The following is a 13,614-nucleotide window of genomic DNA, read 5'->3' on the forward strand; positions in this document are numbered from 1 at the left end:
GTCCGGCCTGGGCGGCGAAGACGATGCGTAGGTGCGACCGAGGAATCGTGGCCGGATCAGGGAGCGGGTCGAGGGCCGAGTCTGGCAAGGCCGAGGAGGGAGTCGCCCTGGGTTTGGGCGGCGACCGCCGAGAACGCCGCCAGGCGAGAGCCATCGACCCGCGAGCCCGGCCACCATTCTTCGGTCGTCCTGTGGACGTTTGGGCAGACCGGGGCACCCCTGACGGGTGACGAGAGCTTGACGGGAGGCACCCGGACGGGAGACGGTTCCTACCATGAAGGGCGAGCCCAGTTGCCCGCGGTGCGGGAATCGCGTCCATGCTCCCGGAGATCCCTCGGCGCACCTGCCGGTGGTCCCGGATTCCCTCGTGGGTGCGGTGCCTGACACCGTGCCCGAGGATCTCGCGACGCTGCCCGCCGCAGCGCTCCCGCTGGGCGGCAACGCCTCGGTCGACCTGTGGCACTGCGAGGTGCACGGCGCCGTCCACCCGGTGCAGCCGGTGCTTCCGCCGGACGCGGAGGGCCTGGCCGAGGTGATTCAGCACTCGCAGGTGCCGCTCTGGCTGCCCTGGCCGCTGCCCGGCCAGTGGCGCTTCTCAGGACTCGCCTACGTCGGCGACCGGCTGGACGGCGCGCGGGCCACCGTGGTCGCGATCAGCGGGCCCTCGCCCTTCGGCGGCGAGGGCGACCTGCTGCTGATCGCCGAGGAGATGGGCATCGGCATCGGCGCCCGCTTCGCCGGACTGCCCGGGCCCGATCCCGGCCCGATCTTCGAGGACACCGCGGCGCACGCCAAGGTCTTCGCGGCCGGCCGGCCCACCCCGATGTGGACGGTGCCCGGCACCGGCGACCGCGCGGTGTTCGTCGGCGAGGCGCGCGGGATGTGGCTGTGGATGGTGCTCTGGCCCGCCGTCGACGGCGCCGTGATCTACGACGACGTGGTGCTCACCGACCTGCGCGACGCCCTCGCCGAGATACCGCACCTGCCGCTCGGCACCCTCTCGTCGCGTTTCTTCGGCTGACTCGAAGTGAGCTGGCGTCGGTCTCCCGGTAACCTGGGCGAATGCGGATCGACCTGCACACGCACAGCAGTTGCTCGGACGGCACCGACACGCCCTCCGAACTGATCGCCAACGCCGCCGCGGCGAAGCTCGACGTGCTCGCGCTCACCGACCACGACACCACGGCCGGCTGGGACGCGGCGGCCTCGGCGGGGGAGCGGCACGGCGTGCGCGTCGTGCCCGGCGCCGAGATCTCCTGCCGCTTCGGCGGCAAGGGCGGGATCCAGGTGCACCTGCTGGCCTACGGCTTCGACCGCGGCGCCCCCGAGTTCGCCGCCGAGCGCGCCCTGCTGCGCGACGACCGGGAGCACCGGGCCGAGCTGATCACCGAGCGCTGCCGCGAGCTCGGCGCGCCGATCACCTGGGAGCAGGTGCAGCGGATCGCGCGCGGCGCCGCGATCGGCCGGCCGCACGTGGCCAGCGCGCTGGTCGAGGCGGGCGTGGTGCCGAGCGTGGACGCGGCCTTCTCCAGCCTCTGGCTCGCCGACGGCGGCCGCGCCTACGTGGAGAAGTACGCCCTCGACCCCGTGCACGCGATCCGCCTGGTGCGCGACGCGGGCGGCAAGACGGTCTTCGCGCACCCCGCGGCGGCCAAGCGCGGCCGGACCGTGACCGAGGCGCAGATCGCCATGCTCGCCGACGCCGGGCTGCACGGCCTGGAGGCGGACCACCCGGACCACGACGAGCCGACCCGCGAGCGTATGCGGGCCCTGGCCCGCGACCTGAACCTGGTGGCCACCGGATCCAGCGACTACCACGGCACCAGGAAGACGGTCGTCCTCGGACAGTGCACCACCGATCCGGAGGCGTTCGCCGCGCTGTTGCCCGACTACGCCTGAGCGCTCGTACACTGCTCCGCAGCGCCGGATCTCCTGCCGATTTCGGGGCGATCGGCCTCCGGTCCCTGTTCCACAGCGCCGGATCTCCTGTCGATTTCAAGCGAACGGCCCCCGATCCCCGGGCCGAATCTCTGGAAACTCCTGCCCTTCCGAGTAAAGGCCCTCATGTTCAACGCGACCCTGTTCGGCACCAGCCTCGTGACGCTGTTCGTCATCATGGACCCGCCCGGGACCGTGCCGATCTTCCTGGCGCTGACCTCGGGCCGCTCGAAGAAGGACCGGCGGTCGCTGGCGCTGCAGGCCGCTTCCGTGTCCCTCGGCGTGATCGCCTGCTTCGCCGCCTTCGGCCAGCAGATCCTCAAGTACCTGGGCATCAACGTCGAGGCGCTGGAGGCCTCGGGCGGGCTGCTGCTGCTGCTCGTCGCGCTGCAGCTGCTGACCGGCAACGCGGACGAGCCCTCGGAGACCACCGACGTCAACGTGGCCCTGGTCCCGCTCGGCACGCCGCTGCTGGCCGGTCCCGGCGCGATCGTGGCCGTGATCGTGTTCGTGCAGCAGATCCACAAGTTCGGCGACTTCCTGGCGGTGGCCGCCGCGATCGTGGCCATCCACATCGTCATCTGGCTGACGATGCGTTACTCGGTGTACATCCTGCGGCTGATCAAGGACTCCGGGGTCACGCTCGTCACCCGGATCGCCGGTCTGCTGCTCGCCGCGATCGCCGTGCAGATGGTCGCCAACGCCGTGCACTCGTATCTGATCGCCTGGCACGCCGTCCACTGACTAGGATTCTGCGCATGGTCGACGACGACTCCACGGAAGGGCGGCGCGCCGAACTCGAGATGCGCGCCTCCGACACCGACCGCGAACGGGTGGCCGATCGGCTGCGCACGGCGGCCGGGCACGGGCGGATCACGATCGACGAGCTCGAGGAACGGCTCGACGCCGCGTACGCGGCGAGGACGTACGGCGAACTCGTACCGCTGACGGCCGACCTGCCGACGGAGGACGCGCGCCCGGGCCTCGCACCGGCACCGGCTCCGGTGCGCTCGAGCGCGCTGGTCGTCGGCGAGCAGCAGCGCCATGACCGGGCGACCGCGGTCGCGATCATGTCCGGGTCCAAGCTCGGCGGGCGGTGGATCGTGCCGAGGCGGGTGCGGGCCCTGGCGTTCTGGGGCGGCTCGGTGATCGACCTGCGGGACGCGCGCTTCGAGACCGGCACCACCGTCATCACCGCCACCGCGATCATGGGCGGCGTGCAGATCCTGGCGCCGGAGGACGTGCACGTGAAGGTCACCGGGGTCGGCATCATGGGCGGCTTCGCGGAGAGCCGGTCGAACGCGACGGGCCTGCGCGAGGCGTCGGTGGTGGTCGAGGTCCGCGGCCTCGCGTTCTGGGGCGGCGTGCACATCAAGCATGTGGAGCGAGACAAGAGGGAGATCGAGTCCTGATGGAGCTGCGAGACGCGATCCGGTACCGGCGGATGGTGCGCACCTTCGACCCCGCGCGGCCGGTCCCGCGCGAGGCCCTCGAGCGCATTCTGCACGCGGGCACCCGGGCCCCCTCCGCGGGCTTCTCCCAGGGCCAGGCGTGGCTGGTGCTCGCGGGCGAGGACCTGGCTCGGTTCTGGGAGTTCGGCATCGGCGGCGCGGGCGAATCCGCCGCCGCCACGGCCCCGCTGGTGCTCGTCCCGTTCTCCTGCAAGGACGTGTACCTCGCCCGCTACGCCCGCTCCGACAAGGGCTGGACGGACCGCGACGAGGCGCGCTGGCCGGTGCCGTTCTGGCACATCGACACCGGAATGGCCGCGATGCTCCAGCTGCTGACGGCGGTGGACGAGGGCCTCGGCGCCTTCTATTTCGGCATCATCCCCGAGCAGGTGCAGCCCTTCCGCGACGCGTACGGCGTGCCGCCGGAGTACGAGCCGATCGGTGCCATCGCGATCGGCTACGACGCCGAGCCCGAGAAGCGTGACCTGCGTTCGCGCCGTCGTCCGATCGAGGACCTCGTGCACTACGGCAGTTGGGGCGGCAAGCAGCAGTGACGGAAGCGGTTGACGCGGAGTCAGAGCCGGAATCCGGCGGGGAGTCGGGCGAGCAGTCGGACGCGGCGTCGGCGGCCGTCCGGGACTCCAAGTTCCTCTCCGGCGTGCTGCGCCACAACCCCGGAAAGATCGGCATCGAGCTCGACGCCGCGGGCTGGGTCGACGTCGATGTGCTGCTCGCCGCGCTCAAGCGCCGCGGCCGCCGGATCGGCCGGGCGCGCCTCGACTTCGTCGTCGAGCACAACAACAAGAAGCGGTTCGAGTATGACGAATCCGGCACGCGGATACGCGCGAGCCAGGGCCACAGCGTCCCCGTGGAGCTCGGCTACGAGCCGACCGTCCCGCCGGAGACGCTCTATCACGGCACTGCGACCCGCTCGCTGGATTCGATCTTCGCCGAGGGCCTGGTGCCCGGCAGCCGGCACCACGTCCACCTCTCGATGGACGTCGAGACCGCGACGAAGGTCGGTTCCCGGCACGGCAAGCCCGCGGTCCTCCGCGTCGCCGCGGCACGCATGCACGCCGACGGCCAAGTATTCTTCCGCAGCACGAACGGCGTCTGGCTCACCGAGCACGTCGCGCCGGATTATCTGACCCCGGCGTCCCCCACTTCCGTCAGCCCTCTCGCTTAGCCTGAGAGGCATGCCAGATCGCAACGCAGCACGACCCGCCGTCCCCGCCCGCATCAGCCTGGTCACCCTGGGCTGCGAGAACCTGCGGACCCTCACCGAGTTCTACGTGAGCCTCGGCTGGCCGCGGGTCGTGCCCGCGGACGAGGGCGTCAGCTTCTTCCGGCTGGCCGGATCGATCCTCTCGCTCTACCCCGAGCCCGACCTCGCCGCCGACGCGATGATCCCGCTGGAGCGCTCAGCCACCGAGTTCCGCACCCGCTCCAGCCTCGCCATCAACGTCGCCTCCGCCGCGGAGGTCGACGCCGCGCTGGCCAAGGTCGCCGAGGTCGGCGGACGCGTCGTGAAGCAGCCCCAGGAGGCCGTCTGGGGCGGCTACTCCGGCTACTTCGCCGATCCCGAGGGCAACCTCTGGGAAGTCGCGCACAACCCCTTCTGGCCCCTCGACGACCGCGGCCTGCCGGTCATTCCCGAGTCTGAATGATCTTCGCCGCCTCCTCGACCCGCGCGTGATACTGCTTCCACCAGGCCTCGTCCTGGTCCGGGATGTTCGGGAAGCGCACGTTGAGGCCGGCGGATTCGTCGATCTGCTCGCGCACGATGTCGGCGTGCCCGCCGTGCCGGTTGATCTCGGCGATGACGTGGACCAGGATCCGCTGCAGGGTCACCGCGGCCCGCTCCTCGGGCCACCACGGCACCCGGCCGGGCGCGTCCAGGTCGAGCGCCTCGATGGTGGCGTCCGCGTGCTCCCAGACCCGCTGGTAGAGCCCGAGGATCTCCGCCGTCGACTCCTCGGCCGTCGCCCACATGTCGGCGTTGACCTCGGCGCCCTCCACGAACCAGGGCAGCGGCTCGGGGAACGGCCGGTCGAACACGATCCCGAAGTACTCCGCGCTCACGCTCGCCACGTGCTTCACCAGTCCGAGCAGGTTGGTGCCGGTCGGCGTCAACGGCCGCCGCATGTCGTACGGGGACAGGCCCTCCAGCTTCCACACCAGCGCCTCCCGGGCGCTGACCAGGTAACGCCGCAGGACCGCCTTCGGCTCATTCGCCGCGACTTCGCTATCGCTCATGCCGGCGAGTCTGCCAGCCGGCACCGACAATCGGCGCTCTTCGGCCGCGCGTGAAATCAATGCGACACGCCCGAAAGTCGCCGATAATAGTGATCTTCATACCACTGAAGTAGGGTGCGGGGCCACGAAGTCCGTCCACGGCTTGTACTGGCAAAAAAGGATCCCCGGGTGCGCATCGGTTTCTTCAGCGACCGCTACTTACCATTCACCGATGGAATTGCCTGCTCCATGGAGGACGCGCGCCGCGAACTCGAAGATCTTGGACACGAGGTCTACATTTTCGCGCCCAGCCCTGATCGGCGGTACTGCGAGCAGGCGCCGCGCGTCACCCGCTTCCCCGCCGTGAAGGGCATCTGCTTCGACGACTACCGGTTCAGCGTCTTCTATCCGCCGCGCACCCGACGGCAGGTCGACAAGCTCGAACTCGACCTGGTCCACTTCCACACACCCGGGCAGATCGGCATGTTCGGGGCCTACTATGCGCGGCGATACGACCTGCCACTCGTCACGACGTACCACACGGATCTGTACGAATACGTCACGCATTACCCGGGCGTGCTGCCGGGCGTGGTCGCGCTCTCGATTCTGGCGCCGTACGTCACCGGCGGCGGCTCCGGAGAGCGACGGATATCCAGGTCCTGTGTGCGGCCGGAGCGCAGCATCGACCGGTGGAACCAGAAGGTCGTGGAACGCGGCATGACCCTGATCCACAACAGCTGCGACCTGGTCATCACCCCGTCGGTCAAGATGACGGCGCAGCTCGGCGGCTGGAACACCACCAGCCGGATCGCCACGCTGCCCAGCGGCGTCGACGAGATCCCGTCGACCGCGGCCGGTGTGGCGGCGGCCCGGCGGGAGCTCGGAATCGGCGAGGACGAGCAGGTCGTGCTGTACGTCGGCCGGATCGGCAGCGAGAAGAACCTCAGCCTGCTGATCGACGCGTTCACGCACGTGGCACGGCGCGGCGATCGCGCCCGCCTGGTGCTGATCGGCCCCGGCGACGAGGACGACAAGTTCCGCGCTCAGGCCGCCGCCACCGCGTGCGCCGACCGGATCACCTTCACCGGCCGCAAGAACCGCGCCGACCTGGGCGCGTACTACAGCCTCGCGGACGTGTTCGCCTTCCCCTCGACCTGCGACACCCAGGCGCTGGTCGTCAACGAGGCCGCGTGGGCCGCGACGCCCGTCGTCATGGTGGATCGGAACATCAGCCAGATCGTCGAGGACGGAGTCAGCGGCCTGTTCGCGGACGGCACACCCGAGGACTTCAGCGAGAAGATCAGCGTTCTGCTCGACGATCCGCAGCGCGCGGTCGCGATGGGCCGGGCAGGCCGCGAGCGTGCCGCGAAGCTGACCGCCCGCACCCAGGCCGCCAAGCTCTCCCGCCTCTACGAGGAGACGGCGAGCCGGTACGCGCCTACGCTCGAGACGTCCGGGGTCGAAGCCGACGTCGAGGTTGAGGTCGAGGAGGCCCGAGCCGCCGCCTGAGCGTCACCGGCCCGGACGCCAGCGGTTGCCCGGGCGCGCCGGGCGTGGTGCGCTGGGTCCGAACACGACCAGCGAGGATGTGCGATGGTACTGCCGGTCAGGCCGCCTATCGAGCCGATGCTCTCCAGGTCCGCTGCGACGGTGCCGACCGGTCGGTACCTCTACGAACCCAAGTGGGACGGATTCCGCTGCCTGGTGTTCCGCGACGGTGACGAGATCGAGTTGGGCAGCCGCGGCGGAAATCCGCTGACGCGCTACTTCCCGGAGCTGGTCGGCTTCCTGGCCGAGGCGCTGCCGCCGCGCTGCGTGCTGGACGGGGAGATCGTCGTCGTGCACGGCAGCCGGCTCGACTTCGACCGGCTCACCGACCGCATCCATCCGGCCGAGTCGCGGATCCGGCTGCTGGCCGAGGAGACGCCGGCGACATTCGTGGCCTTCGACGTGCTCGCGTCCGGCGACGAGGACCTGACGGGCCGCCCGCTGGCCGAGCGGCACGAGGTGCTGACGCAGCTGTTCGCGCCGCATCCGCACGTACGCGTGTCGCGCGCCACCGAGGACGTCGACCTGGCCAGGACCTGGTTCGACAGCTTCGAGGGCGCCGGACTCGACGGCGTGGTCGCCAAGCCGCTGGACGACGCGTATCAGCCCGGCGTACGCGCGATGGTGAAGGTCAAGCACGAGCGCACGGCCGATGTCGTCGTGGCCGGTTATCGGCTGCACAAGAGCGGCCCGGTCGTCGGATCGCTCATGCTGGGCCTGTACCTCGAGGACGGCGTGCTCAACTACGTCGGCGGCGCGAGCGCGTTCACCATGGCCCGGCGCGCGGCACTCGTCGACGAACTCGCGCCGCTGGTCGTCAACGAGGGGGAGGACCATCCCTGGCTCGGCGAGGACGACGGCGCGCATCGGCGCCCTGGCGCGCTCAACCGGTGGAACGCGGGCAAGGACAGGTCCTTCGTGCCGCTGCGCCCTGAGCGGGTCTGCGAGGTGCGCTACGACCAGTTGCAGGCGGACCGGTTCCGGCACAGTGCGCGCTTCCTGCGGTGGCGGCCGGACCGGCAGCCCGAATCGTGCGGCTACGACCAACTGGACCTGCCCGCCGCCTACGATCTCGCCGACGTGCTCGGACCCGGCGCTTAGTCGGCGCTTGGTCCGAGCGGGTAGCTCGAATGACTGGTCCGAGTGGCTGGTCCGAGCAGCTAGTCCGCGTGGCGTGCCTTGGACGGCTGCACGCGCTTGGGCTCCCCGGGCATCTTCGGGAACTCGGGCGGATACGGCAGGTCTCCGAGCCCGCGGTCCCGCTCGTCCCGCTCGGCCATCTCCAGCAGCGCGTCCAGGGTCGCCGGCGCGTCGTCGATGCCCTCGTGCGCGTCACCGCGCTCGGCGATCAGCCCGGGGACCGTGCGTACGGTGAAGTCCTCCGGGGTGACGTCGGGCAATTCCGGCCAGCGCACCGGCATCGAGACCCGGGCGTCCGGCACGGCGCGGGTGGAGTAGGCGGCGGCGAGCATCCGGTCACGGGCCATCTGGTTGAAGTCGACGAAGATCCGCGCGCCGCGCTCCTCCTTCCACCAGGACGTCGTGAACAGCTCGGGACGGCGCCGTTCCAGTTCGCGCGCGAACGCGATGACCGCGCGCCGCGTCTCGATGAACGACCAGCGCGGTTCGATGCGTGCCAGCACGTGCAGACCGCGGCCGCCGGAAGTCTTCACGAACGGCACCATGCCCAGCTCCGTGAGCAGCGCCTGCGCCTCGGTCGCGGCCTCGACCGTCTCGGCGAAGTCCGAGCCCGGCTGCGGGTCCAGATCCACGCGCAACTCGTCGGGATGGTCGGTGTCCTCACGCCGCACCGGCCACGGATGCAGTTCCAGCGCGTTCATCTGCACCGCCCACAGCACCGTCGCCGGCTCGGTCACGCAGACCTCGTGACCGGTGCGCCCGCTCGGAAAAACCACCTCCGCCGTCTGCACCCAGTCCGGAAGGCTCTTGGGCGCGTGCTTCATGTAGAACGAGCTCCCGCCATCCAGTCCGCCCGGAAAGCGATTCAGCGCCATCGGCCGCCCGGCGAGCGCGCGCAACAGCCCTTCAGCCACCGCGATGTAGTACTCGGCGAGCTCGAGCTTCGTAATCCCGACAGCCGGGTAGCAGACCTTTTCCGGCGACGAGATGCGCACCTGGCGCCCCGCGACCGTGACGAACACTTCGGTGCTGGCCATGACCGCAGGCTAAGCGCTCCGGCCTGTCTGCGCACGCGGAGTTCGCCTTCCGGGGTGGACGGCGCGGCTTCCGCAGCGCCTCCGGGGCGCATCAGCCTTACGCTTTCGAGGACGGCGGCCGACCGCTTCCGTCCCGCTTCCGAAGCGCTAAGGAACAAGCCTGATGACCACTCGAGCCGTATCCGACCCGGCCCTCGTCGAGATCGATTCCGGCCTGGTCCGGGGACGGCGCGAAGGCGGGCTGCTCGCCTGGCGTGGCATCCCGTACGCCGAAAAGCCTTGTGGCCCGCTGCGTTTGCGCGCACCGCAGCCGGCCGAACCGTGGGAGGGGACGCTGGAGGCGGGCGCGTACGGCCGTTCCCCGATGCAGCAGACCGGGGGAGCGCTGCTCGCCGCGCTGGGTCCCGTGCCGAGGAACGGAACGACAAGCGAGGACTGCCTGACGATCAACGTGCTGCGGCAGGAGCAGGAAACCGACGCACGGCGCCCGGTCATGGTGTACATCTTCGGCGGCGCGAACGCGATGGGCACCTCGGCCACCGCCACCTACAGCGGACGGGACCTTGTCGCCAATGGGGACGTCGTCTTCGTCACCTTCAACTACCGCGTCGGGGTGTTCGGCTTCGTCGACTTCACGGCGTTCGCCACGGAGACCGAACCGATCGAGTCGAACCTGGGGCTGCGCGACCAGGTCGCCGCCCTGCAGTGGGTACGACGCAACATCAGTCGGTTCGGCGGCGATCCCGAGAACGTCACCGTATTCGGAGAGTCGGCCGGCGCGATCGCCGTGACCACGCTGCTGACCCTGCCCGCCGCGGCAGGGCTCTTCCACAGCGCCATCGCCGAATCCTCGGCCCCGGGCGCCATCGCCAGCCGCGAACAGGCGGCCGAACGAGCCGCACGCCTCGTCGAAGCCCTCGGCGCCACCCGCGCCGACGCGGCCGACGTACTGCGCCGCACCCCGGCGGGAGAACTGATGGACACGGCCACGCGGGCGTTCGCCGACGACACGAAGCGAACCCCGGGCCAACTGGTCTACAGCAGCGTCGTCGACGGCGAATTCCTACCCGACCACCCGATCAACGCCTTCGCGGCCGGCAGGTCGCACCCCGTGCCGCTGATCATCGGCACCAATGCGCGCGAAGGCTCCGTCTTCGCCAAGACACGCGACAACGTGCTGCCGACCACGCCCGAACTGCTCGACAGGTACTTCGAGCTCACCGACCCGGCGGCCCGGGACCACGTCGCCGCACGCTACCCGGGCTACCCGTCCAAGAAGCGCGCGGTCGAGATGTCAGGCGACCTCTTCTTCTGGTATCGCTCGGTCCAAGTCGCCGAGGGTCACAGCCAGGTCGCGCCCGTCTGGATGTACCGGTACGACCACACCACCCCGCTGCTGCGGCTGCTGGGCCTCGGCGCGACCCACAGCGTCGAACTCGCCGCCGTGTTCGGAGTATCAGCCCCCGGAGTCCCGAGGGCCCTCACCCTCCTCGGCGGACGGCGGTCACTGGCGAAGGTCTCGGAGCGCGTGCAGAGAACCTGGCTCCGCTTCGCCACCGCGAACGGCGTCGCCGACGCATGGCCGCAGTACATCCCGGAAACGCGCACCACCCTCGTCATCGACACCAACGATCGGCTGGAGAACGACCCGAACAGCGAACGACGCCGCGCTTGGGACATCCACGCGGACGTCGTCGCATAGTCCGTAGTCGCCACACGTCAGGGTTGCTTGCCTTCGTCGATCCAGCGCTGGAATGTCTCGACGTACTCCGCGGGCCACGCTCCATCGCAGGGCATGGTGCCGGCACGCACTCGCTGTGCGATCGCATCGGCATGTCGGCTGACGTCGTCGTGGGCCCACAGGTCGAAGGCGCCGCGCATCGACTGACGGTCGAACCGCCGAAAGAGCGGCTTGATGTGCTGCTCGAACCGGACGGCTTCGGCGGGTGCGGGCAGGACGGGCTCGTCAGGTCCAGATTCTTCCCCCGCGCCCTCGCGGTCCCCATCCGTGTGTGGCGCTAGGGCGGAGATGCGCGATCCGGGCGCGCCGGCCGCGGTCTGCCAGTCCCAGTGCGGCATCGGCATGTTCTGCGGGGGCTTGGATTCGGTCTGCGAGTTCTCGACCGCCAGGCGCGAACCCCACTCGATGTAGGCGCCGAAGGCCGAGCGGAACTCCGCGTCGTTGGGCAGACCGGCCTCGCGGGCGGACTGCTGGATCAGGGCGACCCAGCGGGCCCGCTGCTCCTCGGTCAGGTGCTTGCCGACGTGCTGGGAGAGCATGCGCGGATAGCCGCCGTATTCGCTGCTGTAGCTCTTCGGACCGCAGAAGACCTCGGCGAGCCAGGCGGCCACTCGCTCGGGGTGGTCGGCGGACATGGTGGCGAACAGCGGCGCGAGCAGCGGGTCCTGGGGCACGTGCTTCTCGTAGAACAACCGGGTCATCCTGACGAGGGCGGGCAGGCCGCCGGCCCACTCGAAGATGCTCGGCTCGTGATCGGCATCCGGTACCGGATCGCGGAACTCGACGTAGTAGTGCGCGCCGCTGCAGAACGGTTTGTTCTGCGAATGTCCGCAGCGGCACAACGCATAGTGCTCGCGTGAGGCGCCCTCGGCGCGCGGGTGGTCTTCCCCGTCGTGGCCGGTCAGCTCGATCGCGCCGGTGATCCGGTACGGGCCGTCCGCGGTGACCGTGATGGTCGGCTCGCGGGTGCCATGGTGGTCGGTCTCCTGGCGTGCCTCGTGCCCGTCTACGGCGTAGGACAGCGCTCCTGACGGGCAGTCACGCACCGCGCGGATGATCTCGTCCATCCGACCGCCGCTGGGCGTGACGAAGGGCTCGCTGCCGCTGTGGAACACGGTGTCGAGCCGGTCGGTGCAGTAGCCGGCGTGCTGGCAGATGCCGCGGTTGTCGAGGACGGTGACCTGCTGGCCGACGTAGGTGTCGCGCCGGTCCGGCACCCGGTCGGGGTCTTTCGCATCGGTGAAACCGGTCCTGGCGTGGGCGCCGTCGCAGAACGGCTTGTGCCCGGATCTCCCGCAGCGGCACAGCGCGGTCTGGGGCGTAGTCGCGATCGGCACGCCGAGCCCGTCAAGCACCCGCCGAGCGTTGGTGACCAGGTACGGACCGTTGGCCGCGACCTGGATACCGGCGGCCAAGCCGGACTGCAGAGCTTCGAGTTCTGCGAGGCGTTGTGTCGCGACAGTCTCGTCGGCCAAGCTCAGAGCCAGGCCCTGGAGCGCGGCGGTGGCTTCCGCAAGAGCCGCGTCGTGCACGGCCCGGACCCGAAGCCGGGTCGCCATCCCGGCCAGCCGCCACAGTTCCGCGTCGACCTCGGCCGACGCGGGCAGGTCGCCGCCTCCGACGGCAGCCTGCGGCGGCTGCGCCGCGGCGGTCTGCCCGAGCGGTCTCAGGACACTGTCACGCAGCCGCGTGCCGATCTCCTCGAGCCGCTCATCCTCGTGCGGCTGGAGCCGGGACGCCAGCAGCGACCCCGCGGCCAGCAGCGACTCCCGTACCCGCGCGTGCTTGATGTCGTTCTCGGTCTCGTGGGCCATAGTCTCCCTCTCATGGCGCAACTTTCAATACAATACTGTATTGTATTGCCTTCTGGAATGATAGCCTCCCGAGCGTGGCAACGGCTGGAGAACACCGCGGGCGGGCCCGGGACCCGGAGATCGACACGCGGATCCTGACCGTGGCGAACCGGCACCTGGCCGGCGTCGGGTACGAGGCGATGTCGCTGACCGCGGTGGCCCGCGAGGCCGGCACCACGCGCCAGGCGCTCTACCGCCGCTGGCCCACGAAGGCCGCGCTGGCCGCCGCCGCCCTCGAGATGAGCGCGGACGCCGGGCCCGCGGCGTCCTCCCGCGACCCGCTGGCGGACCTGGCGGCCGAACTCTCCGACTTCCAGCGCGGCGTCTCGCGCCCGGGTCGGCTCTCCCTGGTCGGCACGATGCTGCAGGACAGCACCGCCCCCGCGCTGCGCGCCCGCTACCAGGCCCAGATCATCGCCCCGCGCCGGGCCCGCCTGCTGGGCATCCTGCGCCGGGCCGGGACGTTGGGCCTGATCGACCCCGAGGCCGACCTTGAAGTGGCCATCACGCTGTGCACCGGCTCCTGGTACGCGCGCGCCCTGGCCGGTCTCGAACCGCCGGAGAACTGGCCGCAGCGCACCGCCGCGCTGGTCTGGCGCGCCGTCGGCGGGAGCCTGGAATCAACGAACCGTCAGGAAAGCTAGTACACGCACGCCGCGCGAGATCATTCT

14 protein-coding genes are annotated in these 13,614 nt (G+C 70.5%); 11 read left to right on the top strand and 3 right to left on the bottom strand.

Annotation, left to right across the window (positions count from 1 at the left end; genetic code table 11):
- The first annotated feature begins 376 nt into the window (after positions 1 to 376).
- The 7 genes from VG296_RS10425 (at position 377) to VG296_RS10455 (ending at position 5,056) form a co-directional block, all read left to right on the top strand.
- Positions 377 to 1,021 (top strand): DUF6758 family protein, encoded by a 645-nt coding sequence (locus VG296_RS10425; protein WP_325565432.1) that lies wholly within the window; start codon positions 377 to 379, stop codon positions 1,019 to 1,021.
- Between the two features lie 41 nt (positions 1,022 to 1,062).
- Positions 1,063 to 1,899, top strand: coding sequence for a PHP domain-containing protein (locus tag VG296_RS10430; RefSeq protein ID WP_325565433.1), 837 nt, complete (start codon positions 1,063 to 1,065; stop codon positions 1,897 to 1,899).
- Positions 1,900 to 2,064: 165 nt separating this feature from the next.
- On the top strand, positions 2,065 to 2,682 hold the full coding sequence (locus VG296_RS10435; protein WP_325565434.1) for a MarC family protein: 618 nt from the start codon (positions 2,065 to 2,067) through the stop codon (positions 2,680 to 2,682).
- A gap of 14 nt (positions 2,683 to 2,696) precedes the next feature.
- On the top strand, positions 2,697 to 3,350 hold the full coding sequence (locus VG296_RS10440) for a DUF1707 SHOCT-like domain-containing protein (RefSeq protein ID WP_325565435.1): 654 nt from the start codon (positions 2,697 to 2,699) through the stop codon (positions 3,348 to 3,350).
- Positions 3,350 to 3,943 (top strand): nitroreductase family protein, encoded by a 594-nt coding sequence (locus VG296_RS10445; RefSeq protein ID WP_325565436.1) that lies wholly within the window; start codon positions 3,350 to 3,352, stop codon positions 3,941 to 3,943. The genes VG296_RS10440 and VG296_RS10445 overlap by 1 nt, the downstream gene beginning before the upstream one ends.
- Entirely contained in the window at positions 3,940 to 4,575 is a 636-nt protein-coding gene (locus VG296_RS10450) for an RNA 2'-phosphotransferase (RefSeq protein ID WP_325565437.1), read from the top strand. Before VG296_RS10445 ends, VG296_RS10450 begins: the two co-directional genes overlap by 4 nt.
- 10 nt (positions 4,576 to 4,585) lie before the next feature.
- Positions 4,586 to 5,056 carry a VOC family protein gene (locus VG296_RS10455; RefSeq protein WP_325565438.1) on the top strand — a complete coding sequence of 157 codons (471 nt, stop codon included), beginning with the start codon at positions 4,586 to 4,588 and terminating at the stop codon, positions 5,054 to 5,056.
- Here the strand turns inward: VG296_RS10455 and VG296_RS10460 are convergent.
- Positions 5,037 to 5,645, bottom strand: coding sequence for a DinB family protein (locus VG296_RS10460; protein WP_325565439.1), 609 nt, complete (start codon positions 5,643 to 5,645; stop codon positions 5,037 to 5,039). The two genes, VG296_RS10455 and VG296_RS10460, sit on opposite strands and share 20 nt — an antisense overlap.
- A gap of 168 nt (positions 5,646 to 5,813) precedes the next feature.
- Here VG296_RS10460 and VG296_RS10465 point away from each other — a divergent pair, with 168 nt between their 5' ends.
- Both VG296_RS10465 and VG296_RS10470 read left to right on the top strand, forming a co-directional pair.
- A complete protein-coding gene (locus tag VG296_RS10465; RefSeq protein WP_325565440.1) occupies positions 5,814 to 7,133 on the top strand; it encodes a glycosyltransferase in 1,320 nt (439 codons plus the stop codon).
- Positions 7,134 to 7,217: 84 nt separating this feature from the next.
- Positions 7,218 to 8,273: an ATP-dependent DNA ligase gene (locus VG296_RS10470; RefSeq protein WP_325565441.1), complete on the top strand. Its 1,056-nt coding sequence runs from the start codon at positions 7,218 to 7,220 to the stop codon at positions 8,271 to 8,273.
- A gap of 59 nt (positions 8,274 to 8,332) precedes the next feature.
- Here VG296_RS10470 and ligD read toward each other — a convergent pair whose 3' ends face one another.
- Positions 8,333 to 9,349, bottom strand: coding sequence for a non-homologous end-joining DNA ligase (gene ligD, locus VG296_RS10475; RefSeq protein WP_325565442.1), 1,017 nt, complete (start codon positions 9,347 to 9,349; stop codon positions 8,333 to 8,335).
- A 163-nt stretch (positions 9,350 to 9,512) separates the two neighbouring features.
- Between ligD and VG296_RS10480 the strand changes: the two genes are divergently transcribed.
- Positions 9,513 to 11,051 (top strand): carboxylesterase/lipase family protein, encoded by a 1,539-nt coding sequence (locus tag VG296_RS10480; protein ID WP_325565443.1) that lies wholly within the window; start codon positions 9,513 to 9,515, stop codon positions 11,049 to 11,051.
- Positions 11,052 to 11,068: 17 nt separating this feature from the next.
- Here the strand turns inward: VG296_RS10480 and VG296_RS10485 are convergent, their stop codons facing one another.
- Positions 11,069 to 12,904, bottom strand: coding sequence for a CDGSH iron-sulfur domain-containing protein (locus VG296_RS10485; RefSeq protein ID WP_325565444.1), 1,836 nt, complete (start codon positions 12,902 to 12,904; stop codon positions 11,069 to 11,071).
- Between the two features lie 74 nt (positions 12,905 to 12,978).
- Between VG296_RS10485 and VG296_RS10490 the strand changes: the two genes are divergently transcribed.
- Complete coding sequence (locus VG296_RS10490; RefSeq protein WP_325565445.1) at positions 12,979 to 13,587, top strand: TetR/AcrR family transcriptional regulator; 609 nt, start codon at positions 12,979 to 12,981, stop codon at positions 13,585 to 13,587.
- Positions 13,588 to 13,614 lie beyond the last annotated feature (27 nt).

Origin of the sequence: Actinospica sp. (genome assembly GCF_035552695.1) — a bacterium.
Classification (GTDB): domain Bacteria; phylum Actinomycetota; class Actinomycetes; order Streptomycetales; family Catenulisporaceae; genus Actinospica.

What these genes read in the sequence shown, in the direction of transcription:
- VG296_RS10430 (WP_325565433.1), top strand. Translation starts at nt 1,063, where the DNA reads ATGCGGATCGACCTGCACACGCACAGCAGTTGCTCGGACGGCACCGAC.
- VG296_RS10435 (WP_325565434.1), top strand. Translation starts at nt 2,065, where the DNA reads ATGTTCAACGCGACCCTGTTCGGCACCAGCCTCGTGACGCTGTTCGTC.
- VG296_RS10440 (WP_325565435.1), top strand. Translation starts at nt 2,697, where the DNA reads ATGGTCGACGACGACTCCACGGAAGGGCGGCGCGCCGAACTCGAGATG.
- VG296_RS10445 (WP_325565436.1), top strand. Translation starts at nt 3,350, where the DNA reads ATGGAGCTGCGAGACGCGATCCGGTACCGGCGGATGGTGCGCACCTTC.
- VG296_RS10455 (WP_325565438.1), top strand. Translation starts at nt 4,586, where the DNA reads ATGCCAGATCGCAACGCAGCACGACCCGCCGTCCCCGCCCGCATCAGC.
- VG296_RS10460 (WP_325565439.1), bottom strand. Translation starts at nt 5,645, where the DNA reads ATGAGCGATAGCGAAGTCGCGGCGAATGAGCCGAAGGCGGTCCTGCGG.
- VG296_RS10470 (WP_325565441.1), top strand. Translation starts at nt 7,218, where the DNA reads ATGGTACTGCCGGTCAGGCCGCCTATCGAGCCGATGCTCTCCAGGTCC.
- ligD (WP_325565442.1), bottom strand. Translation starts at nt 9,349, where the DNA reads ATGGCCAGCACCGAAGTGTTCGTCACGGTCGCGGGGCGCCAGGTGCGC.
- VG296_RS10480 (WP_325565443.1), top strand. Translation starts at nt 9,513, where the DNA reads ATGACCACTCGAGCCGTATCCGACCCGGCCCTCGTCGAGATCGATTCC.
- VG296_RS10485 (WP_325565444.1), bottom strand. Translation starts at nt 12,904, where the DNA reads ATGGCCCACGAGACCGAGAACGACATCAAGCACGCGCGGGTACGGGAG.